Raw genomic sequence first — 22,648 nt, 5'->3', positions numbered from 1 at the left:
CTGGCGACATGGATCTGATGATCGAGGATCTGATGGAGCAACTGGTGGAGGCAGGCGGCAGCGATCTGCACATCGCCAGCGGTCAGCCTCCCTACGAACGTTTCAGCGGTGAGCTGCGGCCGATGCGGGACGACCCTCTGGAGGAGGAGGACTGCAACAAGCTGATCTTCTCGATGCTGAACAACAGTCAACGCAAAACCCTGGAGCAGACCTGGGAACTGGACTGCGCCTATGGCCTGAAAGGGGTGGCACGGTTCCGGGTCAACGTCTACCGGAAGAAGGGAAGCTATGCCGCCTGTCTCCGGGCCCTCGGCAGCAAGATCCCAAGCGTTGAGCTTCTGAACCTGCCGCCCGTGGTGCTGGAGACCAGCAAACGCCCGCGGGGACTGGTGCTGGTGACAGGTCCCACAGGGTCGGGCAAAACCACGACGCTGGCAGCCCTGTTGGACCACATCAATCACACCCGCAGCGAACACATCCTCACCATCGAGGACCCGATTGAGTTTGTTTATCAGAGCGACAAGAGCCTGGTACATCAGCGCCAGCTCAATGAGGACACCCGCAGTTTCGCCAATGCCCTCCGCGCTGCTCTGCGGGAGGACCCCGACGTGATCCTGGTGGGGGAAATTCGGGATCTGGAAACCATCCAACTGGCAGTCAGCGCTGCGGAGACCGGACACCTTGTGTTCGGAACGCTGCACACCAGTTCGGCGGCGCAGACCGTGGACCGGATGGTCGATGTATTCCCACCGGAACAACAGACCCAGGTCCGCGTTCAACTCTCCGGCAGCTTGGTGGCCGTGTTTTCACAGACCCTCTGCAAGCGCCACGATCCAAAACCAGGGCAATTCGGACGGGTGATGGCTCAGGAGATCCTGATCAACACCCCGGCCACCGCAAATCTCATCCGCGAAGGCAAGACCGCTCAGCTTTATTCCCAGATTCAGACCGGTGGCGAGCAAGGAATGCAGACCCTGGAAAAAGCGCTGGCTGACCTGGTGAACCGCGGCGATGTGAGCCAGACCGAAGCCATGGCAAAAGCGAGCAAACCAGGCGAACTGCAACGCCTGATTGGCCATGAATGATCAAGGGCTGAACTGAACGAACCGTCGTTCCTCGCCACGTATGCCGGTCCAAGCGGTCAACCCCGCAACCTGACAATCAAGGCCGTGGATCTGGCAGACGCCCGCAAACAGCTTCGCCGTCGTGGAATTCGAGCCACAGAGCTGCGACCTGCTCCTTCCGGTCAGAACAACGGGGCTGACGGCTCCGGCGAGGGCAAGAGCTTGTTCTCCATCGACCTCGGCACGACCTTCGAGAAGGCTCCAGGCGTCAAGGAGAAAGCGGTTTTCGCCAGCAAGCTGGCGGCACTTGTGGATGCCGGCGTTCCGATCGTGCGCAGCCTGGATCTGATGGCGACCCAGCAGAAGCTGCCGATGTTCAAGCGGGCGCTGACCAAGGTGAGCCTGGATGTCAACGAGGGAATCGCCCTGGGCAGCGCGATTCGGGAGTGGCCCAAGGTTTTCGATCAGCTCAGCATCGCCATGGTGGAAGCCGGCGAAGCCGGAGGCGTTCTGGATGAAGCAATGAAACCGCTGGCCAAACTTCTGGAAGACAACGCCAAGCTGCAGAACCAGATCAAGGGAGCCCTTGGCTATCCCGTTGCCGTTCTGGTGATCGCGATCCTGGTGTTTCTGGGGATGACCATTTTCCTGATTCCTACCTTCGCCGGAATCTTTGAAGATCTGGGGGCCGAACTCCCCGCATTCACACAGTTGCTGGTGAATTTCAGTGAACTCCTGCGATCAACAGTGGCTCTGTATTTCGTTGGAGCCCTGCTGCTGATCATCTGGCTGTTCGCGCGTTATTACGGAACCCACAACGGACGACGGGTCATCGACCGACTGATCCTCAAGCTGCCGCTGTTCGGTGAGCTGATTCTGATGACCGCCACCGCCCAGTTCTGTCGAATCTTCAGCTCCCTAACCCGCGCCGGTGTTCCCATCTTGATGTCCATGGAAATCTCCAGTCAGACCGCAGGGAACTCGATCATTTCTGATGCAATCCTGGCCTCAAGAACGATGGTGCAGGAGGGCGTTCTGCTCAGCACAGCCTTGATTCGTCAGAAAGTGCTCCCCGATATGGCGCTCAACATGTTGGCCATCGGCGAAGAAACCGGTGAGATGGACAAGATGCTCAGCAAGGTCGCTGATTTCTACGAAGACGAAGTCGGAGCCATGGTGAAGGCACTCACCTCCATGCTGGAGCCCGCAATGATCGTGGTGGTGGGAGGCATTGTCGGATCGATTCTTCTGGCTATGTATCTGCCGATGTTCACAGTGTTCGATCAGATCCAGTGAGCTGCTCGGCAACGGACTGGCCGGCGAGCCAACCACTGGTCCAGCAGTGCTGAAAGTTGAAGCCGCCTGTGACCCCATCCACATCCATCAACTCACCCGCCAGATGCAAACCGGGGCAGCAGCGGCTCTCCATGGTGGCCAGGTTGATTTCACCCAGATCCACGCCACCAGCGGTCACGAATTCCTCCCCAAATGGTCCGCGACCCTTCACGGGATAACGACATTGCTGCAACCGATCGAAGAGCCCCCTCTCCAACTTCGCTGGACAGTCCGCCCAGCGCTGATCAGCAGCGACACCAACCTCCTCCAACATCGAGATCCAAAGTCGTCGTGGCAGATGAGCGGCCAATGGTCGTGAAGCAACGAGGGTGCGACGAGCAGCCTGGGTTCGCTGGTTCCGCAACGCAGCCAGGAGATCCCCCTGGGACCAACCAGCGCACCAGCTCACACTCAACGTCGCGCGGTAACGCGATGCCTGAAGGGCCCTGGCGGCGAAGGCCGTAAGCCGCAACGTCGCCGGTCCACTGAGACCCCAGTGGGTGATCAGCACCCGACCGACCTGGTGGAAGCGCTCGTCTCCCACCTCGAGCGTGAGCGCCACATCATCGAGGGCGATGCCGGCGCAACCCAGCAACTGGGGAGCATCCAACGTCAATGAAAACAGGGAAGGCACCGGGGGGATCAACCGATGGCCCAGCTGGCCCGCCAACCGTCGTCCACTGGGGTGTCCTCCCGTAGCCAACAGCACGCGCTTTGCATGAAACCTGCCACCACCGCGACAGGAGGCCACGAACCCACCGCTGATGTCGCCGGCCACGGCTTGAACCGCAGAACCTGTGATCAGCTGAACCCCGGACCGTTTCGCGGCCTGCCGCAGGCAATTCACCACTGCGGACGAGCGATTGGCCTGAGGAAACATGCGGCCGTCGTCCTCCTCCACCAGATCCAGGCCGCGATCAGCGAACCATGCAACGGCATCACCACTGGCAAAACGACTGAATGGCCCCCGCAGGGGCCGCTGACCCCTGGGGTAGTGACCCACCAGCTCGGTTGGATCCCAACAGGCATGGGTCACGTTGCAGCGACCGCCTCCACTCAATCGAACCTTGGACAGGGGCTCCGGCGTGGCTTCCAGCACCAGGACTCGCTGTAGCCCCTGTTCGGCGGCTGTGATCGCCGCCATGAAGCCGGCAGCACCACCACCGACGACGAGAAAATCAAACTGAGTCTGCGGGTCGGAAGACAAGGGCGACGCCGTTGTTGCAGTAGCGCTTGCCCGTCGGTCGGGGTCCGTCATTGAACACGTGGCCCTGATGCCCACCGCAGCGGCTGCAGTGGTATTCCGTACGGGGAATGATCAATTTGAAATCTACTTTCGTCGCGATGCCACCCTGCAACGGCTGCCAGAAGCTCGGCCAACCGGTGCCGCTGTCGAACTTCGCCTCCGAGGAGAACAACGGCTGATCGCAACCGGCGCAGTGGAACGTGCCACTGCGCTTCTCATCATTCAATGGACTGGTGAACGGCCGCTCGGTGCCCTCATTGCGCAGCACGTCGTAGGCCTCGGGTGACAAGCGCTGACGCCACTGCTCTGCACTGAGATCCCAGCTTGCATCAGTTGCTTTTGATGCCGCCAGCACCGGCCGCGGCCACCAGCTGCTGCCGAAGGCACCGGCGATGGAACCCAACAATAGGGAACGACGGGACAGAAACACAGCGTTGAGCGCCATTGCCACCTCAAACAGTCGTCTCAGAAGGTTCTAATGGATTCATGACCGCCGCCGAAACCGCTGCCTACCGCTTCAGCGTGGCACCGATGCTGGATTGCACGGACCGTCATTTTCGCGTGCTGATGCGACAGATCAGCCGCCATGCCCTTCTCTACTCCGAGATGGTGGTGGCGCAGGCTCTGCATCACACCAACCGCCGCGACAGGCTGCTGGATTTTGACCCTGTCGAGCATCCAATCGCTCTGCAGGTGGGGGGAGACGACCCAGCGCTCCTGGCTGATGCCGCACGGCTCGCCAGCGACTGGAACTACGACGAGATCAACCTCAACGTGGGCTGCCCCAGTCAGAAGGTGCAAGCCGGCAACTTCGGAGCCTGTCTGATGGCGGAGCCGGACCTGGTGGCTCGCTGTGTTGAAGCCATGGCGAAGGCCAGTTCACTGCCGGTGACGGTCAAACACCGCATCGGAATCGATGATCTTGACAGCGATGAGCGTCTGACCGACTTCGTCGACCGGGTGGCGATGGCAGGGGCAAGCCGTTTTTCGGTGCATGCCCGCAAGGCCTGGCTGGACGGTCTGGACCCGAAGCAGAACCGGACAATCCCCCCGCTGCAGCACGACCGTGTGCAGGCTCTGAAACGGAGACGGCCCCACCTCACCATCGAACTGAACGGCGGATTGGAGTCACCCGACGATTGTCTGCAAGCACTCGCGCACTGTGATGGCGCCATGGTGGGACGGGCGGCCTATGCCCACCCCCTGCGATGGGCATCGATGGACAACCTTGTCTTCGGCGAACCAGCCCGAAAGGTCCTGGCCTCCGATGTGGTGTCTGGCCTCATCCCCCATGCCTACGCCCACCTCAGCCGAGGCGGTCGACTCTGGGATCTCTGTCGCCACCTGGTGCAACTGGTGGAAGGGGTCAGGGGAGCCAGACATTGGCGCCGAGAGCTGGGGGAACGCGCTCAACGGCCCGGAGCTGATCTCACGGTTCTGGAAGAGGCCGGACGGCAATTGCGTGACGCCGGCCTCTGAGGGCCTCAGCCCTCAGCACCTCCATATCCGGAATAATCGTCGCCACCACCACCGGTGGAGGAGCCACGACGGCGACGGCTGCGACCGTCGTCATCTCCACCACCAGCTTCACCAGCGTTGTCGCGGGCGCCATAGCTGCGGTCTTCCCAGCCACGGGCACCGGAACGCCGTTCGCCGGCATCTCCACCACCGCCGTAACCACCGCCACCGCGGTAGCCACCGCCGCCGCCACCGCCGTAACCACCATCTCCACCGCCACCGCGGTAGCCACCGCCGCCGCCACCGCCGTAACCACCATCTCCACCGCCGCCGCGGTAGCCACCACCGCCGCCACCGCCGTAACCACCATCTCCACCACCGCCGCGGTAGCCACCACCGCCACCACCGCCGCCGCCATAACCACCGCCACCACGACGAGGTGCGCTGCCGCGGGGCTCAGCTTTGTTGATGCGAAGAGGGCGACCCATCAGCTCAGCACCCTGAAGCCCTTCAATCGCGGCGTCTTCAACGGCTTCATCAGCCATCTCGACAAAGGCAAAACCACGCTTTCGACCGGTGTCCCGCTCCAGGGGAAGGGCACAGTTCGCGACTTCGCCGAACTGGGCAAACAGTTCAATGACATCCTCCTGCTCAGCGCGGAAGGGAAGGTTGCCGACAAAAATGCTCACGTTCTGAGTGGACCGGGTACGAGAAAAGAACCGAAGTGGCTTGTGCCATCACCAGCGGAGCATGACTTGAACAAGACATGACTACCCGCTGACTTGTCAATCGTAGTCCCGGTAGAGCAGTGCAGTCATCCACCAACTGCAGAATCTTTCAGGCGTTCTTGCCAGAGCTTGATCTGCTTTTGAACGCGATCGAATCCTGTTCCACCTTCACTGCGACGGGCTGACACCACCGCACGGGGGGCGAGTGCATCATGCAAATCGGCTTCGAAGGCAGGGTGCAAGTCCTTCCATTCCTCCAGGCTGAGTTCCCGCAGCAGACAACCGCGATCGAGGCAGCGCCGCACAACAGCCCCAACCAGTTGATAAGCCTCGCGAAAGGGAACACCCCGAGCCACCAGGTAATCCGCCACATCTGTGGCATTGGAAAAATCACTTTCCACCGCCTGATTGAGACGGTCGATGCGGAACTCCAACCCCTCCTCGAACAAAATTGCCATCGCCTCAACACAGTCTCGGGTGGTCCGATAGGCATCAAACAGTGCTTCCTTGTCTTCCTGAAAATCCTTGTTGTAGGCCAAAGGAAGGCCTTTGATCATCGTCAGCAGTCCCTGCACATGGCCAAAGACGCGGCCGCATTTCCCCCGCACCAACTCCGGCACATCGGGGTTCTTCTTCTGCGGCATCAGGCTGCTGCCCGTGGCACAGCGATCACTCAACCGAACAAACCCGAATTCCTCCGAAGCCCAGGCGATCACCTCCTCAGCAAGACGGCTGAGATGGGCCATCACCAGGGATGCTGCTGTTGAAAATTCGACGCAGAAATCCCGATCGCTGACGGCGTCGAGGCTGTTGGCATAAATCGCGTCAAAACCCAAGTCGTTCGCAGTCCGGCGCCGATCGATCGGCACGGGCGTCCCTGCCAGAGCTGCAGCCCCGAGGGGACAGATGTTGACGCGACCGCGGACGTCTTGAAGTCGCTCACGATCCCGCTGCAGCATCTCGATGTAGGCAAGCAGATGGTGCGCCAGACACAGGGGCTGGGCGCGCTGCAGGTGCGTGTAACCGGGAATCATAGTGGCCTTGTGGCGATCCGCCTGATCCAGCAGAGCCCTCTGAAGCCGCTGCAGATCGTGATCGATCTCATCGAGCCGTCGCCGCAACCAGAGGCGAAGGTCCGTGCCCACCTGATCATTGCGACTGCGGCCTGTGTGGAGCTTTTTCCCAACAGACCCCACCAAGGCGATCAGCCGCCGCTCCACAGCGAAATGAACATCTTCATCCGCCAGACCTGGGTTGAAGCGCCCCTCGGCTGCCTCCAAGCGGATGGTTTCCAGACCCTCCACCAACTGAACAGCTTCCTCCTCAGCGATCACCCCACAGCTCGCCAGCATCCGGGCATGGGCAATGGAGCCGTCCAGGTCCTCCTGAAGCAACGTCAGATCAAAGCCGATGGATGCGTTGAACGCCTCGATGAAGGGATGAAGTCCCTGTTCAAAACGATCACTCCATGCGCCCGCGGCGCCACCGGTCACACCCGCCATGGATTGCCCTGCCAATCTCCTCAGCTTGTCAGGCGGCTGATGGACGGCGACACACTCGGCAGGCTGACAGCCTCAGGAACTTTGAGGACCACCATCGAGGCATCGTCTTCCAAGTGGTGATCCGCCCCGACGAAACGATCGAGTCGATCAAACAGATGGTCCAAAACCCCCTGGGCTCCCTGACAACTGCGGCAGGCACCATCGAGTGTGCGGATCAGACGAGCTTCATCAAATCGGTCGCCCGTCAGGCCGGGAGCCTCGGTGACGCCGTCGGTGTAGTAAAGCAGAACGTCGCCTGGATCGAGGCGGACCTCGCCGAGGCCGTAGTCCGCTTCGGGTTGGAGACCGATCAACAACCCTGCGGCATCCAAACGACTGATGCTCCGACGTTCGGCGCGCCACAGCAGAGGTGGGTTATGGGCTGCGTTGGCGTAACGCAAGCGGCGGCTGCGGGGATCGAAATCCGAATAAAACAGCGTCACGAAACGGTGGGACTGGGCCAGATCCTCCTGAGCCAGTTGGTTCAGGTCGTGCAGGATTCGATCCGGTGGCAGTCCGCTGAGCACCTCGGCCCGAAGCATGCCTCGCAGCATGGTCATCAACAGGCCAGCCGGCACACCCTTTCCCATCACATCACCCATCACCAGGGCCCAACGGCCCCGTTCCCGACGGCGGCCCGAGAGTTCCGGACGGGTCGGAATGAAGTCGTAGTAATCACCGCCAACCTGAAAAGCAGGTCGGCAGCGTGCCGCCAGTTCGACTCCCTCAATCACCGGGCAATGATCCGGCAGCAGTTGTGCCTGGATCTCCGCGCCGATGCTGAGTTGACGATCCACCCGTTCATGACGGCGGGCCTCCTGGAGCAACTGGTCGTTTTCAATCGCGACACCGACCAGATCCGCCACCAACTGAACATGACGGCGATGGACATCGGTCCAGACGAGGTCTCCCGACGGTTCAAACACGTACAAACGCCCTCGAGAGCGTCCCCGTGCCACCACCGAAGTGGCAAAGATGCCTGCCCCCGGACACTGCTGCTGCACCAAGCGATCCATCAACAGCAGCTGATCGTCATCGGTACCGAAACCAGCACCATGACCTGGCTTGAAAGCCGCCAGACGCCCCAGTAAATCCTGACTTCTCTCTGCGGGAACCGCCTGCAACTGCTCCCTCCAGAGTCGACCGTCGGTCTGGAAGGGCACAAGAATCGCCCCTTGCACTCCCACGAGACGGGCTGCCACGACGGGCACCAACTCCAGAAAACGGTTCAGGTTGGTGAAGCTGCGCTGAGCAAATCCCAGCGACACCAGAAGATCCTGATTACGCCGCTGCTCATGACTCAAGCTGTCGAACAGCTGCCGCAGCGACGCCATCGCCTGCGGGGCTGGTGTGACACCGCGCAGGGGTGGAGTGGAATGCCGGCGAGGCGGCTTGCTGCTCACGGCTCAGCCCCCTCAGGAGCCGAAACGTAGCAACGCCTCAGCGTCCGGCCAGCAAAGCTTCAACGAATTCGTAGCTGTTGAAGGGTCGGAGATCGCGGATTCCTTCACCAGCCCCGATGAAGCGAATTGGTAAACCGGCTTCTGACGACACAGCAAGGGCAACACCACCTCGGGCTGTGCCATCGAGCTTGGTGATCACAACCCCTGTCAACCCTGCGGCTTCAGCAAAAGCCATCGCCTGTCGCAGTCCGTTCTGCCCCTGACTGGCATCCAGAATCAGGAGCGATTCCACCTTGGCCTCCGGCGCCAGGCGGTCAATGATCTTGCGGACCTTCTGCAGCTCCTCCATAAGGTTGTGCTTGGTCTGCAAGCGCCCGGCTGTATCCACGAGCAGTAGGTCGGTTCCCCGCGACCGGGCAGAACCAATGGCATCGAACACCACAGCTGCGGGATCCGCGTTGTTGCTGGGATTGGAGACCACTGGCACATCACTGCGCTCACCCCAGACCTGAACCTGCTGAACCGCGGCAGCGCGAAAGGTGTCCGCTGCAGCGATCAAGGCCGAGTAACCACTTCGCACCGCAAGGTTGGCCAACTTGCCAAGGGTCGTGGTCTTGCCCACCCCATTCACACCAACCATCAACCAGATGTTGAGGCGATCCCGTTCAGGGGCGAGCAGTTGAGCGCCACTGGCGGCAATCGGTGCATCCAGCAAACCGCGAAGCTGTTCCTTGAGGAAGCGGATGCCCTCAGCAGGATCCACCACCTCCACGTTCATGCGCTGACGCAGGGCATCAAGCAACTGATCCGTTGCCTGAACCCCGGCATCGGCGCGGAGGAGCAGTGTTTCCAGATCATCGAGGACCTCCGGCGTGAGGGGATCGTCACCCAGGTTCTCCAGCAGACCGCTGACGAATCCCTGTCGCGTTTTTTCAAGGCCACGGCGGAGTCGACCCAGCCAATCGATCTCCTCCAACGAGATGTCATCCACACGCCGTCCCTGCGCGGCGAGCACCTCCGCTGACCAGGTGAAATCCTCATCGAAGTCACCGAGGGAGGGTTCGTCGGAAACCTCAGCGGTTTGAACCGGCGGTGAAATTGGTGTTGGTGTTGGTGTCGGCTCAGGCTCCAGAGCTCTGGCGTCAAGATCCTGCTGCCGTTGCTGCCGCTGAGCAGCAGCCTGTTCAAGCAGGGACAGACCCTGAGTTGGAGTTGGCGTTGGAGTTGGCGTTGGCTCCGGTGCAGGTGTCGGAGGGGGGGGTGATGTCGGAGGAGGAGTCGGGGATGGCTGAGTCTCAGCAGCCTGGGCCTGTTGCGCCTTAAGGCGGGCATAGGCCTCACGGGCCCACGCCAAGGCATCGTCTTCGGGTGATGCCGCGACCGGTTCGGTCGTCGGTTCCGGTGTGGATTCAGGAGCCGGTGTTGGTCCCGGCTGTTCGACACCACCGCGGTTGAACCAGTCGTAAACCATCAGCCCACCGCCTTGGACGCTGCATCGTGGAACCGTCTCAGGACACCGTTGATCATCCGGCGACCCTGTTCATCGCTGTAGCGATTGGCGAGCTCAACAGCTTCACTGAAGGCAACAGGTGCCGGTGTGCCCAGATCGCGAAGATCAACAACCGCCAACCGCAGGATGTCGCGATCGAGACGCGGAAGCCGGCTGAGCCGCCATCCCTCCATCACTAAATCGAGCTCGGCATCAATGCGATCGCGCTTGTCCAGAACGCATGAAACGCGCTCCATCGCACCATGGCGAATCTGCTCCTGATCCCCCAGCATCAGCAAGCGAGGCAGTTCAAGGCTGGCGGACAAACCATTGAGCACCTGCTCCGCCATGGTCAAACAGCTGCGCAGATGATCCCGACTCGTGGGCATCCCTGCGGAGGCATCACCCTTGAGTTCACTATCCAAAAGTGTCTGCTGAGCCTGCTCCAGCTCGGAAGCACTGGAGTCCAGCGATTCGCGCCAGTGCTGCATGAGGCTTTCCAGCGCCTTTTCCAGCACTGAATCCATGGCCAGATCGGCCATCGCAATGGGTTTTTGATCAGAAACCTGACCGAGCACAAGCAAGGCCAGCTCACGGGCAAGAGATCGGGTGGCCATAGATCAACTGGAGGGGGAGGCCGATGCCCGCAACTGGGCAATCAGGCTGGAGAAACTGCGATTCACCGGTGCTTCACGATCATCGGGATTGACGATGCCGGCGGAAATGATGGTGCGGAACGCCTCTTCAACGCTGATGTTCAGCTCACGAACACCTGCTTCTGGCACAAGGGTGTACCAACCCGTCGTGGGGTTGGGAGCCGTCGGAATGAACACACTCAAGAGCGGTTGATCGAGATCCGAACGCAAGGAGGGTCCAACCTCTCCCGTGACAAAGCCGACACTGAACAATCCTTCGCGGGGATATTCGACCAGAACAACCCGCCGAAAACGCGTTGAGTTATCCCTCAAAAACGTTTCCAACAGCTGCTTGAGCGTTTTGTAAACCGAACCAGCGAAAGGAATACGGCTGAGGGTGCCCTCACCGAACTCCAGCAGCCAGCGGCCGACAATGTTCCTGGCCATCAGTCCGATCAGCAGGATCCCCATCAGGGGAACGGTGAGACCGAGCGCCAGGTTGATCAGATCCTGAAGCAGAGGATTAAGGGTGATGAATGGATTGAGCTGCTTTGGAACAGACGTCAGAAACGCCAGCACAAAGCGACTGACCACCGTGGAAAGCCAGATGGTGGTCGCCAGTGGAATGACCACCAGCAGTCCAGCGATCAGATCATTTTTGAGATCCTGCCGAAGCCTGGAGGACAACGGCAGATCAGGCCTGGGGTTGGTCTGGACCAAGGAGCCTCTGCGCCTGGGATCGATTGAGTCAGACCAACCTAACCAGCGATCAGAGCACCGCCGTGAGCGCCATCAAAACAAAGGTCACGGCCAGAACCACGGCACTGGCCGTGCCGCCGATCAACCGTTGCTGGCTCAGGCGCCTCTGTTGACCCTCAACTTTCTTGAGCTGCTGATCCATCTGCGCGATCTGCTCATCGATCAACGTTTCAGCAGCTTTGACCTTGTCTTCATCACTGGCGTCAGCCGCCAGCTGACCTGCCTGCGCCAGTTGTTCACCAACGGCCTTGACCCGTTGATCATCCTCACGGAACTGCCTGGCTTCGACGAGGGCCTGACGGCCCTGCTCGAGGTTCTGAGCCTGGGCTGGGTCAGCGGATTCTCCATCCAGGGAAAACGGAATCGCCACCAGCATCCCCAGCGCAAGAAGACTGGAAAGACAGCAGATCACCCACCGCAGAGGCGTGTGGCGACGATGGGGGATCTCCAAGCGTGAACCCAACAAGGCCACCAGAAGCCCAAGAAATCCCAACGGAGCCAGGGCCACCAGCGGACCGGTCACCTGGGGCCGCGTGCTGTCATCCGACCAGTCGATCCCCACAAGGACGGCGGCTAACTGCAGCAACAGAATCACGACCATGGTGAGGCCGAGCCAGCGCAGCAGCGGCGCCAGACGGCTATCCGTTGCTCCTGTTTCCGTTGAAGCCACGTGAGAATGCTTGTATCAGTCGATCCTAGGGTCGATGCCAAAGCTGCCAACCATTTCCGATCAGCAGCTCAGTGAAGCGCTGAAGCAACGGGCTCAAGCCGAGGGATTTTCACCGGTCGGAATCGCGAAAGTTCCAGGGGGAGCAAGGCTTCAGCTCCGAACAGCTGCCTTGCAGCGTTGGCTGGAGGCCGGTCATCAGGCGGACATGGGCTGGATGGCCGCGCCCCGCAGAAAGGACCCCACCAGCTTGTTGAGCGGCACCAGGAGCCTTCTGGCCGTGGGGCTCAATTACCACGTGGACACCCAAGCGACGCCGGGGGCACTCCGGGTTGCTCGCTACGGATGGGGACGGGATTACCACCGGGTTGTGGACCAGCGGCTCCGCCGCGTGGGGCGTTGGTTGTCCAACCAGCGTCCGGACTGCGAATGGAGAGCTTGCGTGGATTCCGCGCCTTTGCTGGACAAAGCCTGGGCGGAGGAAGCCGGTCTGGGCTGGATCGGGAAACACAGCAATCTGATCAACAGCCAACGGGGATCGTGGATGGTGATCGGCCATCTGCTCACCACCCTGGATCTTGAAGCCGATGAACCGGCACGAAGTCTTTGCGGTCGCTGCAGGGCCTGCATGGAGGCCTGCCCGACGGACGCCATCACAGAACCATTCGTCGTCGATTCACGCCGATGTATCGCGTATCACACCATCGAAAATCGCGATGAAAAGCTTCCAGAGGAGATCGCCGATGCCCTCGGCCCCTGGGTCGCCGGCTGCGACATCTGCCAGGAGGTCTGCCCTTGGAACCACCAACGGCTGCCGAGCAGTGACGACCCGGAGCTGCAACCACGCCCCTGGCTTCTCGATCTGCACAAAAGGGATGTGGACAGCTGGGACTTATCAACCTGGAACGCCAACCTGCAGGGGTCGGCTCTGCGCCGGATCAAACCCTGGATGTGGCGACGCAATGCTGCGGCAGCACAACCGAATCCTCCCTCTAGCCTTTGAGAATTCCTGAACGCAACGGCGTGCCGAACAACAGGATTCGTGAGTGCTTCCTGGCTGCGTTGCTCAGCGTCGCAGCCATCGCAGGCGCGCCGGCTGCGAAAGCCGTTGTTCCCTACGTCTACGTCCCCAGTTCAGAAGAATTGAAGGGATCGGCCATTGGGATCGGACGTACGGCGGCCCAGCTGCTTCAGATGGGTCAACCGCAAGAAGCGGCAAAGCTGGCAGCCCTGGCGGTTCGATTGGATCCTCAGGACGAACGGCTGTGGTCCGTCCTGGCAGAGGCACAACTGCGCAGCGACGACCTTGAGCAAGCCGGCCAGTCCCTGGCCCGTGCCAAAGAGCTCAATCCAGACAAAGCCGGTCTCTGGTTTGCGCAAGGTGCTCTCGCTCTGCGAGATGAGCAACCTGAGGAAGCCATTCCACTGATTCAACGCGGACTGGAACTCGACCCCAAAAACCCTGCTGGATACTTCGATCTGGGCAATGCCTGGATCATGCTGGACGATCTCTCCAATGCCCTTGGTTCCTTTGAACAAGCCACGGGCCTGAAGCCGGATTTTTGGGAAGCCCTCAACAATCAGGCCCTTGTGCTCTATGAAATGGGAAACACCGATGAAGCGATCCAGCGCTGGCGCGCTGTGCTCCGAATCGAAAAAAATGCAGAACCGCTGCTGGCTCTCGCGGCAGCCCTTCACCAGCGTGGAGACGATTCCGACGATGCGTTCAATCTGGCTCGTGAGGCCTTAGCCAAGGAACCCAATTACGTTCTGCCGCCCCATCAGGTGGAACAGCTTTGGGGAGGGAAAATTCGCCAAGCAGCAGCGCGTCTGTTGGCCTCACCAGACATGGCCAGCAGCGTGGAGCGAGCCCAGGCCAATGCCACCTGGAAACAACGCCGGTGAACATCTGTAGGCTGAGCGCCTTCCGCGTCGGAACAAGCGGACGACATGGCTGAGGAGCGCGTTGAATCGATTGCTCTGCATCAGGAGATGCAGCGCTCCTACCTCGAATACGCCATGAGCGTGATCGTGGGCCGGGCACTGCCCGATGCCCGCGACGGCCTGAAACCGGTTCAGCGCCGGATTCTCTATGCCATGCAGGAACTGGGGCTCACCCCGGACCGCCCCTATCGGAAGTGCGCCCGCGTCGTCGGTGACGTCCTCGGCAAATACCACCCCCATGGCGATCAAGCGGTTTACGACGCCTTGGTCCGGCTTGTTCAAACCTTTGCCAGTCGCCACCCACTGCTGGATGGCCATGGCAACTTCGGATCGGTGGACGATGATCCGCCGGCCGCCATGCGATACACCGAAACACGGTTAGCTCCCATCGCCCACCAGGCCCTGCTGGAGGAGATCGGCGACGACACCGTTGATTTCGCACCGAATTTCGATGGGTCCCAGCAGGAACCCACCGTGCTGCCGGCGCAACTGCCCTTCCTGTTGCTCAACGGTTGTTCGGGCATCGCCGTGGGCATGGCCACCAGCATTCCCCCTCACAATCTCGGTGAAGTGGTGGACGGCCTGGTGGCCTTGATTCGCCAGCCGGAACTGGGCGACAACAAACTGCTGGCCCTGATTCCGGGACCCGATTTTCCGACCGGTGGAGAGGTACTGCTCAGCAGTGGCTTACAGGACACCTACCTGGCCGGACGCGGCAGCATCCCCATGCGGGGGGTTGCCCACATCGAAGAGGTACAACCCGGGAAAGGGCGTCACAAACGCAACGCCGTCGTGGTGACGGAACTTCCGTATCAGCTGAGCAAAGCCGGCTGGATCGAAAAACTGGCGGAATCGGTGAACGACGGAAAGATCGGCGGCATTGCCGACATCCGTGATGAGAGCGACCGCGATGGCATGCGCGTGGTGGTGGAGCTTCGCCGCGATGCGGACCCGACCAAGGTGCTGGCGGACCTGCAACGACGCACAGCGCTGCAGAGCAACTTCGGAGCCATCCTGCTGGCCCTTGTGGATGGTCAGCCACGCCAGCTCTCGTTGCGTCAGTTGTTGCAGACGTTCCTGGATTACAGGGAACTGACCCTGATCCGGCGCACCAGCTACGCCCTGCGCAAAACAGAGGATCGACTTGAGGTGGTCGACGGCTTGATCAACGCGCTGAACAACCTTCAAGCGGTGATCACGATGATTCAGGAGGCCCGGGATGCCGCCTCAGCCCGAGCCAGCCTGATGGTGCGCCTCGACCTGAGTGAACGTCAGGCCGATGCCGTTCTGGCGATGCCACTGCGCAGATTGACGGGTCTCGAACAGGAGAGCCTGCGCCAGGAACTGGAGGAGTTACGGGCGGAACGGGAGCGGTTACGCCTGTTGCTCGACAACCGCGATCAGTTGCTCGATGCCATGGTCGATGAACTGAAGACGTTGAAAAAACGCTTCAGCACACCGCGTCGGACACGCCTGGTGGAAGGCGGAGATGCCCTGATTGCGGAGCGGGCCGCCAGCCAGCGACCCAACACCGAGCTGCTGCGTCAGCAGGCCCTGGCGGCTCTGCCCGCCGATGCACGCCTGCTGATCCAGGCCGATGGCCAGGTGAAACTGGTCAGCCCCCAGGTGCTGGGCCGCATGCACCTGTCTGAAGCCTGTCCCGTGGGTGACCATCCTTCACCGGCACAGCTCATCCTTCCGATCGAACCCTCACCGCGGCTTCTCGGGGTGAGCGCCAGTGGTCGAGTCGCTTTGATCCGTTGGGAATTCGCCGGACAACAACCTGGATCCCTGGAGAAGTTTCTGCCAAGTGGACTTGATGGTGATCCCCTGATCGCCATCACACAACTCCCAACGGGGGATGGCAAAGAGCTCAGCCTGGGCCTGCTCAGCAGTGATGGACGCTTCAAGCGGCTTCCCCTGACGGAAGTTCTGGATCTTTCCGGCCGAGCCACGAGCATGGTGAAGCTGAAGGAAGGCGTGCGCCTTTGCTCTGCGGTGATCTGCCGTGAACACAGCGACCTGGTGCTGGTCAGCAGCATGGGTCGTCTGCTGAGGCTGCCGGTGAATGATTCCGTGCTGCCCAAAATGGGACGTCTGGCCCAGGGGCCGATGACTATGCGTCTCCTTCCAGGGGAAGAACTGGTGGGCAGCCTGGCCATGAACGTTGCCGAGACGGATCCCACCCTGCTGCTGGTGAGCCGTCACGGTCAGATGACGCGAATCGACCTGACCCCGCTGCGGCGTTGTCAACGCGGAGATCTGGGGATGATGGCGGTGCACCTCAGTTCAGATGAAGATTCCGTTGTCGGACTCTGTTCAGGAGATGTGCTGGCTGGGATTGTGACCGATCAGAAGCGTCATGGACGGCTGGACGCCGCCGCAGTGGAGCTTGCTGCTGCGGGGAAGGCCTGGGGCGATCAACTGACTCTGGACAGCAACGAACAGATTGTTTCCATGGTCGCCCTGCAGACCCTCTGATCAAGATCTGGCGGCAATCCCCGCTGGCTCCATCATCAACTTGCTGGACAACAGCTTCTCGTCCATGGGGATGGGGTACTGACCGTCGAAACAGGCGCTGCAGAAATGACCTGATTCAGCCTTCGCCGCCTCGAGCATTCCCTCCTTGCTCAGATAGGCAAGGGATTCCACCTTGAGGTGATCCTTGATCTGTTCCAGGGTCATCTGTGCCGCAATCAGTTGATCCTGGGTGTCGGTGTCGATCCCGTAGAAGCAGGGATGGGTGACCGGCGGTGAACTAATCCGCATGTGCACCTCGGTAGCGCCGGCATCCCGCAGGGCCACAACCAATTTGCGACTGGTGGTGCCACGAACGATCGAATCGTCAATGACGATCAATCGCTTGCCGGCAAGAACATCCGGCAGGGGGTTCAATTTCACCCGGATTCCCGCTTCCCGCATCGCCTGGGTGGGCTGAATGAAAGTACGGCCGACATAACGGTTCTTGATCAGCCCGTCGCCGTAGGGAATGCCGCTTTCCTGAGAGAAACCGATGGCTGCAGGGATGCCTGAATCGGGGACACCAATCACCAGATCAGCATCCACACAGGATTCACGGGCAAGGGTGCGACCGATGCGCTGGCGGTAGCTGTACAGAGATTCACCGAAGAACTGACTGTCCGGCCTGGCGAAATAGATCATTTCGAACACGCACAGGCGATTCGGTTCCTCACTCCAGCGCCGACGCTGAGGCTCGGACGAACCGAGCGCAAAGCGCACCAACTCACCGGGCTGAACATCGTCCACATACCGGGCACCGATGATCTCCAATCCACAGGTCTCACTGCTCACCACCCAGTGACCGGAGGCTGAATCCCCCAAGGTGCCAAACACCAAGGGGCGGATGCCATGACCGTCCCGCACGGCGAACAGGCCATCCGGCGTTCCGATCACAAGGCTGAACGCACCACGACAGAGCTTGAGTGCGGCCTCAATGGCGGCTGTCCAGTCGAGACCACGGTCCACCGCCTGCTGCACAGCAAAGGCGATCAGTTCCGAATCCGTCGTCGAGGTGAACTCGGCCTGTCCGTCATCCACCAGCTCCCGCAACTCGCGGGCATTCACCAGATTGCCGTTGTGGGCGAGAGCAAAGGCACCCAGACGGGTCATCAACACCACGGGCTGGGCGTTGCACACCCGACTGCTGCCGGTGGTGGAGTAACGGTTATGCCCGATGGCCAGGTCTCCCGGCATGCGGGCCAGCACGTCCTGGTCAAACACCTGACTGACGAGCCCCATGTCCTTGTGGAGGCGCACCTTGCCCTGGTTGAACACCGCAATGCCAGCCGATTCCTGGCCTCGGTGCTGCAGGGCATACAGACCGAAATAGGCCAGGTTCGCCACCGGTTGTTCTCCGGCCAGAACGGCGAAGACGCCGCAGGCCTCTTCCATCCGATCGGGACGCTCCGCCTCCAGCACGTGCACTGAGCGCCTCGACTTCAGACTTCCTTCAGGATTCTGCCTCACCCCCGATCCGACGCGTCAAGCCCTCCTGATGGGCCCGCTTCAGATCAGCCACAGACAGCTGAACATCCCTGTCACCGCACTGGATCCGGAATTCAGAACCATCCGTGACCACACCGAGTTCGGTGATGGGGACCATCGATTCAGCCGCCATCTGATCCCACTGCTGCCGGCACTCAGCCTTCACGGAGATCGCCACCCGCGCACCACCTTCGGCGAACAGGGCCCGAGCCAGACCTTCGCTCGGCAGGTCAAACCGCAGATCGACGCTTAGACCAGACGCAATGCTGCTTTCCGCCAGGGCTATGGCGAGACCGCCATCACTGCTGTCATGGGCGGAGGCCAGGAGCCCAGCAGCAATGGCCCGGCGCAACAACGTCTGTACACCGCGTTCGAGATCAAAGTCCACCCGCGGTGGACGACCTGCCAGCGCCCCACTGACCAGCATTTGATAGCTGCTGCCAGCAAGACCAAGGCGGTCATCCCCCTGTTCATCCGGTGCAACACCCATCAACAGCACAGCATCACCGGGTTGACGCCAAGCCAGTCCGACCACCCGGTCGATGTCCTCCACCAAACCGACCATGCCGATCACTGGAGTCGGATGGATCGGTTGAAGCGTGCCGTCATCCCGACGGGTCTCGTTGTAGAGGGAGACATTGCCACCGGTGACGGGTGTGTCCAGAGCACGGCAGGCATCCGCAATCCCGCGACAAGCCATGGCCAACTGCCAGTAGCCCTTGGGCGTTTCGGGTGAAGGGAAGTTGAGGTTGTCGGTGATCGCCAGCGGTTCCGCACCAACGCAACTCAGGTTGCGGGCCGCTTCCGCCACGGCGGCCTGAGCGCCACGCTCGGGATCCAGAGCCACCCAACGATTCGGACAATCCACCGTGGCAGCCACCCCCCGCTGCACGGTTGCCATGGATCCCTGACCCTGCTGTGGTCGCAAACGCACCACAGCCGCATCTGCTGCGCCGGAGGACACCACCGTGTTGGCGAGAACCTGCTGGTCGTACTGACGATGCACCCAGCGCTTGCTGGCGATGGTTGGATCATCCAGCAGCTTCAACAGCACGGCCGATGGGTCCTCTAAGGGAGGCAACTGACCCTCCTGCCATAGCCAGAGCTGCTGCAGATCCGCCGGGGGCTCCTGCAACAGGGCGTGCTGCTCAATCGGCGTGTCATCCGCCAGGGCGGTGGCCGGCACCTCAGCAGCCACCTCGCCGTGGTGGAGCACACGCACCACCGGTTCCTCCAGCACCTGACCCACCACGGCTGCCTGCAGACCCCAGCGTCGGAAGCGCTGCATCAGCGCCTCCTCGCGACCGGCCTTCACCACAAACAACATCCGCTCCTGGGACTCCGAGAGCAGAAATTCGTAGGCCGTCATGCCGTCTTCGCGGGCCGGGACGCGATCGAGGTCGAGTTCAACCCCCAGGCCACCTTTGGCCGCCATTTCCGAACAACTGCAGGTGAGTCCGGCAGCCCCCATGTCCTGGGCCGCCACCACATCACCACTGGCGAAGGCCTCCAGACAGGCCTCGATCAACCCCTTCTCCAGAAACGGATCGCCCACCTGAACCGCAGGACGGTCGTCCAGGGAGTCGGCACTGAGTTCGGCACTGGCGAAACTGGCGCCGCCCATGCCATCCCGACCCGTGGTGCTGCCCACGTAAACCACAGGATTACCCACCCCCTGGGCGCCGGACTTGACGATCTCCTCGGTCTCCATCAGACCCAGCGCCATGGCATTCACCAGGGGATTGCCGCCGTAGGACGGATCAAAGGCCACTTCCCCGCCGACGGTGGGTACGCCAACGCAATTGCCGTAATGGGCGATGCCGGCCACAACCCCCTCGATCAGCCCGACGTTGACTGGATCCTCCAGCGGACCGAAGCGCAACGCGTTCAGCAGCGCGATCGGGCGGGCTCCCATGGTGAAGATGTCCCGCAGAATCCCGCCGACCCCGGTGGCAGCCCCTTGAAAGGGCTCCACCGCCGATGGGTGGTTGTGGCTCTCAATCTTGAAAGCCAAGCGATGGCCATCCCCCAGATCGACCACACCGGCGTTCTCACCCGGCCCCACCAGAATCCGCGGGCCTTCCGTTGGAAACCCACGCAGCAATGGCCTGGAATTGCGGTAGCAGCAGTGTTCGGACCACATCACTCCGAACATCCCCAACTCAGCACGGTTGGGCTCCCGTCCAAGCCGTCGACAGATCTCCTGCCAATCCGACGGTTTCAGACCTTCCTGTTTCAGAGCCGCACTGTCGTCGTAGGCAGGGGAGGACACGCGGGACTGACCAGCAGCTGTTCCCAGTGTTGCCGACGGCGGGATCAGACCCAGGGATCCTCATCCCGCTGACGTCGACCATCCCGCCAACCTTCGTCGTCCCAGATTTCGGGGCCCGCCTCCGAGCGAGCTTGTGGCGGATCAGAACGCTCCGATTCGTCCCATGGGGGGTCGTCCAGCCAACCCTCCAGTCGATCACCAGCGCGATCGCCCATGTCACGCAGTTGCTCCCGCCAACGCTGGGTGCGACGCAGCAGATCCTGACGCACACTGGCGCGGGTCAGGGGCAGATCATCCAGCCCTGCCAACGCGGTGATCACCCGTCCGGGTTGATGATCCACGACGCGCTCCGGCGTCAGCCGCCATCGGGAACTTCCGGGCAGGCGGGGATCGCTGCGGGCCACGAGGTAATGGGCGATGGCTCCGGTCGAAGGCTCAAACACCAGATCCACCACCGCACCCAGACGCTCCCCATCGCGTCCACACAGATCCGACTCCAAAAGGGTCGGCAGTCGATCCAAGGTGGCTGGATCGGTGACGGCCGGCTCGCCCCGTACATAGACCTGCTGATCCGTGAAACCACAGCATTGATCCAGCCGCCACACCTCTCGGGTCATCCTCAGAGCCGAGGGACGGCTCACCCACCCCAACAGACGATGAACCGGAGGGTGAATCCAGCCCGTCACGCCGGGGCCGTGATCAAGGCCAAGATCGCAGCGCACGGTGTGCTGCAGCAGATCACTGAGCAGAAGCTGGTCGGGAAGGGCCAACTCAGGAGCGGATCTGAACCGGCATCACGAGGTAAGTGAAACCGTCACTTTCCTCCACGGGACGCAACACCGCTGGTGTAGTGGGTGCATTGCAGTGCAGCACCACCCGATCTGCAGCCATGGCTTTCAAACCATCGAGCATGTAGCGCACATTGAAGGCGATCTGAATGGCATCTCCGCTGAGCTCAGCGGCCAGAGACTCGGAGCCACTGCCCACATCCTGCGCATCGGCACTGATGAGCACAACTCCGGATTCAGGCTGACTGCTGAATTTGACGACGTTGTTGTGCTGATCAGCAAGAACCGCAATGCGTTCAAGAGCTCCCACCAGGGCGCGGCGGTCCATGGTCAAGGTGCGACTGAATCCATCGGGAATCAGCTGGCGGTAGTTGGGATACGTCCCCTCCAACGTGCGGCTGGTGACCATCTGATCCGCCGCCAGAAACACCACCTGACCCCGGTCACAGAACAGGCTGATCGGGTCCTCTGAGCGCCAACCGGCCATCAGCCGCTCCACCTCGCGCAGGGATCGTGCGGGCAGGGTCACGGCAAAGACAGCGTCATCCCCCTCCGTGCCATCAGCCGCAGCCTGGAGGGCATCATCCACCTGCAGCACAGCCAAACGATGACCATCGGTGGCGGCAGCTTCAAGATTTCGGTCCGTGAAACTGAGATGCACACCGGTCAACAGCTGTTTGGCTTCGTCGCCGCTGCTGGCGAACAGGGTTCCCTTAAGCGCCTGCACCAACCCTGAAGCCTGCAGCTTGAGGGTCATGCCGCTTTCCACCATCGGCAGATCCGGGTAGTCATCGGCAGGCATGCCCCGCATCTGGTAGCTGCCGCTGAGACTGGTGAGTTGAACCTGCTCGCCAGACTCCTCCGTGGTGAGCGTGAGTGGGGAATCACTGGCCAGTCGCGACACGATCTCGCCCAGCAACCGTGCCGGAAGCGTGATGGCTCCACTGGTCTCAACGCTTGCCGCAAGCGAGGTCTGGATGCCGAGATTGAGATCAAATCCCGTCAGGCTGAGGCGATCGGTGCCGGCATCGGCGGTGAGCAGCACATTGGCCAGAACCGGGTGGGTGGGGCGTGTCGCCACAGCACGGCTCACGAGCTGCAGCGCGGCGTTGAGTTCGGACTGGGAGCACACCACCTTCATCGTGCTGCAGGCCTGATCGCTAGGTGTCGGTGCCCCACCGTTTCACAGCCGAGAAGGAAGCGCAATGGCTGGTTTTTCCCACCCGTTATTCGGCTGTTTTGTTCTAGTTCTTTTGAATAAGTAAAACCAAAACCGTCGTCGTAGGGCCTGGGGAAATGGGGAACACTGCCTCT

General features: G+C 61.3%; 19 protein-coding genes. 6 read left to right on the top strand and 13 right to left on the bottom strand.

Annotation, left to right across the window (positions count from 1 at the left end):
* Positions 1–8 precede the first annotated feature (8 nt).
* Both SynA1528_RS00095 and SynA1528_RS00090 read left to right on the top strand, forming a co-directional pair.
* On the top strand, positions 9–1,085 hold the full coding sequence (locus SynA1528_RS00095; RefSeq protein WP_186587138.1) for a type IV pilus twitching motility protein PilT: 1,077 nt from the start codon (positions 9–11) through the stop codon (positions 1,083–1,085).
* Positions 1,086–1,160: 75 nt separating this feature from the next.
* Positions 1,161–2,360 (top strand): type II secretion system F family protein, encoded by a 1,200-nt coding sequence (locus SynA1528_RS00090; RefSeq protein WP_286187965.1) that lies wholly within the window; start codon positions 1,161–1,163, stop codon positions 2,358–2,360.
* Here SynA1528_RS00090 and SynA1528_RS00085 read toward each other — a convergent pair.
* Together SynA1528_RS00085 and msrB are read right to left on the bottom strand one after the other, a co-directional pair.
* Entirely contained in the window at positions 2,335–3,657 is a 1,323-nt protein-coding gene (locus tag SynA1528_RS00085; protein WP_186587137.1) for a BaiN/RdsA family NAD(P)/FAD-dependent oxidoreductase, read from the bottom strand. The two genes, SynA1528_RS00090 and SynA1528_RS00085, sit on opposite strands and share 26 nt — an antisense overlap.
* Positions 3,578–4,090: a peptide-methionine (R)-S-oxide reductase MsrB gene (gene msrB / locus SynA1528_RS00080; RefSeq protein WP_186587136.1), complete on the bottom strand. Its 513-nt coding sequence runs from the start codon at positions 4,088–4,090 to the stop codon at positions 3,578–3,580. The genes SynA1528_RS00085 and msrB overlap by 80 nt, the downstream gene beginning before the upstream one ends.
* A 41-nt stretch (positions 4,091–4,131) precedes the next feature.
* Between msrB and dusA the strand changes: the two genes are divergently transcribed.
* Complete coding sequence (gene dusA, locus SynA1528_RS00075) at positions 4,132–5,124, top strand: tRNA dihydrouridine(20/20a) synthase DusA (protein ID WP_186587135.1); 993 nt, start codon at positions 4,132–4,134, stop codon at positions 5,122–5,124.
* Between the two features lie 5 nt (positions 5,125–5,129).
* Here the strand turns inward: dusA and SynA1528_RS00070 are convergent, their stop codons facing one another.
* The 7 genes from SynA1528_RS00070 to SynA1528_RS00040 all read right to left on the bottom strand — a co-directional run bounded on the left by SynA1528_RS00070 (position 5,130) and on the right by SynA1528_RS00040 (position 12,328).
* On the bottom strand, positions 5,130–5,792 hold the full coding sequence (locus tag SynA1528_RS00070) for an RNA recognition motif domain-containing protein (protein ID WP_186587134.1): 663 nt from the start codon (positions 5,790–5,792) through the stop codon (positions 5,130–5,132).
* Positions 5,793–5,917: 125 nt separating this feature from the next.
* Positions 5,918–7,333, bottom strand: a complete 1,416-nt coding sequence (gene argH, locus SynA1528_RS00065) for an argininosuccinate lyase (RefSeq protein ID WP_186588201.1) — start codon at positions 7,331–7,333, stop codon at positions 5,918–5,920.
* 20 nt (positions 7,334–7,353) lie between these two features.
* Positions 7,354–8,775: a PP2C family protein-serine/threonine phosphatase gene (locus tag SynA1528_RS00060; protein ID WP_186587133.1), complete on the bottom strand. Its 1,422-nt coding sequence runs from the start codon at positions 8,773–8,775 to the stop codon at positions 7,354–7,356.
* 37 nt (positions 8,776–8,812) lie between these two features.
* The gene (gene ftsY, locus SynA1528_RS00055) at positions 8,813–10,246 is read right to left on the bottom strand and encodes a signal recognition particle-docking protein FtsY (RefSeq protein ID WP_186587132.1); all 1,434 of its coding nucleotides are present in this window, start codon (positions 10,244–10,246) and stop codon (positions 8,813–8,815) included.
* On the bottom strand, positions 10,246–10,881 hold the full coding sequence (gene nusB / locus SynA1528_RS00050) for a transcription antitermination factor NusB (protein ID WP_186587131.1): 636 nt from the start codon (positions 10,879–10,881) through the stop codon (positions 10,246–10,248). Before nusB ends, ftsY begins: the two co-directional genes overlap by 1 nt.
* Before the next feature lie 3 nt (positions 10,882–10,884).
* Positions 10,885–11,619 carry a DUF502 domain-containing protein gene (locus tag SynA1528_RS00045; protein ID WP_186587130.1) on the bottom strand — a complete coding sequence of 245 codons (735 nt, stop codon included), beginning with the start codon at positions 11,617–11,619 and terminating at the stop codon, positions 10,885–10,887.
* Positions 11,620–11,668: 49 nt separating this feature from the next.
* Positions 11,669–12,328 (bottom strand): HpsJ family protein, encoded by a 660-nt coding sequence (locus tag SynA1528_RS00040; protein ID WP_186587129.1) that lies wholly within the window; start codon positions 12,326–12,328, stop codon positions 11,669–11,671.
* 34 nt (positions 12,329–12,362) lie between these two features.
* Here SynA1528_RS00040 and queG point away from each other — a divergent pair, with 34 nt between their 5' ends.
* The 3 genes from queG to SynA1528_RS00025 are packed head-to-tail and all read left to right on the top strand — an operon-like array spanning position 12,363 to position 16,750.
* Positions 12,363–13,328 (top strand): tRNA epoxyqueuosine(34) reductase QueG, encoded by a 966-nt coding sequence (queG, locus tag SynA1528_RS00035; protein ID WP_186587128.1) that lies wholly within the window; start codon positions 12,363–12,365, stop codon positions 13,326–13,328.
* A 20-nt stretch (positions 13,329–13,348) separates the two neighbouring features.
* On the top strand, positions 13,349–14,230 hold the full coding sequence (locus SynA1528_RS00030) for a tetratricopeptide repeat protein (RefSeq protein WP_186587127.1): 882 nt from the start codon (positions 13,349–13,351) through the stop codon (positions 14,228–14,230).
* A 45-nt stretch (positions 14,231–14,275) separates the two neighbouring features.
* Complete coding sequence (locus SynA1528_RS00025) at positions 14,276–16,750, top strand: DNA gyrase/topoisomerase IV subunit A (RefSeq protein WP_186587126.1); 2,475 nt, start codon at positions 14,276–14,278, stop codon at positions 16,748–16,750.
* On the opposite strand, the gene purF is transcribed toward SynA1528_RS00025, so the two are convergent.
* The 4 genes from purF to dnaN are packed head-to-tail and all read right to left on the bottom strand — an operon-like array spanning position 16,751 to position 22,475.
* Positions 16,751–18,181 carry an amidophosphoribosyltransferase gene (gene purF / locus SynA1528_RS00020; RefSeq protein WP_286187963.1) on the bottom strand — a complete coding sequence of 477 codons (1,431 nt, stop codon included), beginning with the start codon at positions 18,179–18,181 and terminating at the stop codon, positions 16,751–16,753.
* A gap of 58 nt (positions 18,182–18,239) precedes the next feature.
* A complete protein-coding gene (purL, locus tag SynA1528_RS00015) occupies positions 18,240–20,546 on the bottom strand; it encodes a phosphoribosylformylglycinamidine synthase subunit PurL (RefSeq protein ID WP_186587124.1) in 2,307 nt (768 codons plus the stop codon).
* Positions 20,547–20,590: 44 nt separating this feature from the next.
* Positions 20,591–21,316, bottom strand: coding sequence for an RNA methyltransferase (locus SynA1528_RS00010; RefSeq protein ID WP_186587123.1), 726 nt, complete (start codon positions 21,314–21,316; stop codon positions 20,591–20,593).
* 1 nt (position 21,317) lies between these two features.
* Positions 21,318–22,475: a DNA polymerase III subunit beta gene (dnaN, locus tag SynA1528_RS00005; RefSeq protein ID WP_186587122.1), complete on the bottom strand. Its 1,158-nt coding sequence runs from the start codon at positions 22,473–22,475 to the stop codon at positions 21,318–21,320.
* Positions 22,476–22,648 lie beyond the last annotated feature (173 nt).

The sequence above is a fragment of the Synechococcus sp. A15-28 genome (assembly GCF_014280175.1).
Taxonomy (GTDB): Bacteria; Cyanobacteriota; Cyanobacteriia; order PCC-6307; family Cyanobiaceae; genus Parasynechococcus.
Note: the sequence above shows the minus strand (reverse complement) of the source record. Positions and strands in the feature narration are given on the sequence as shown.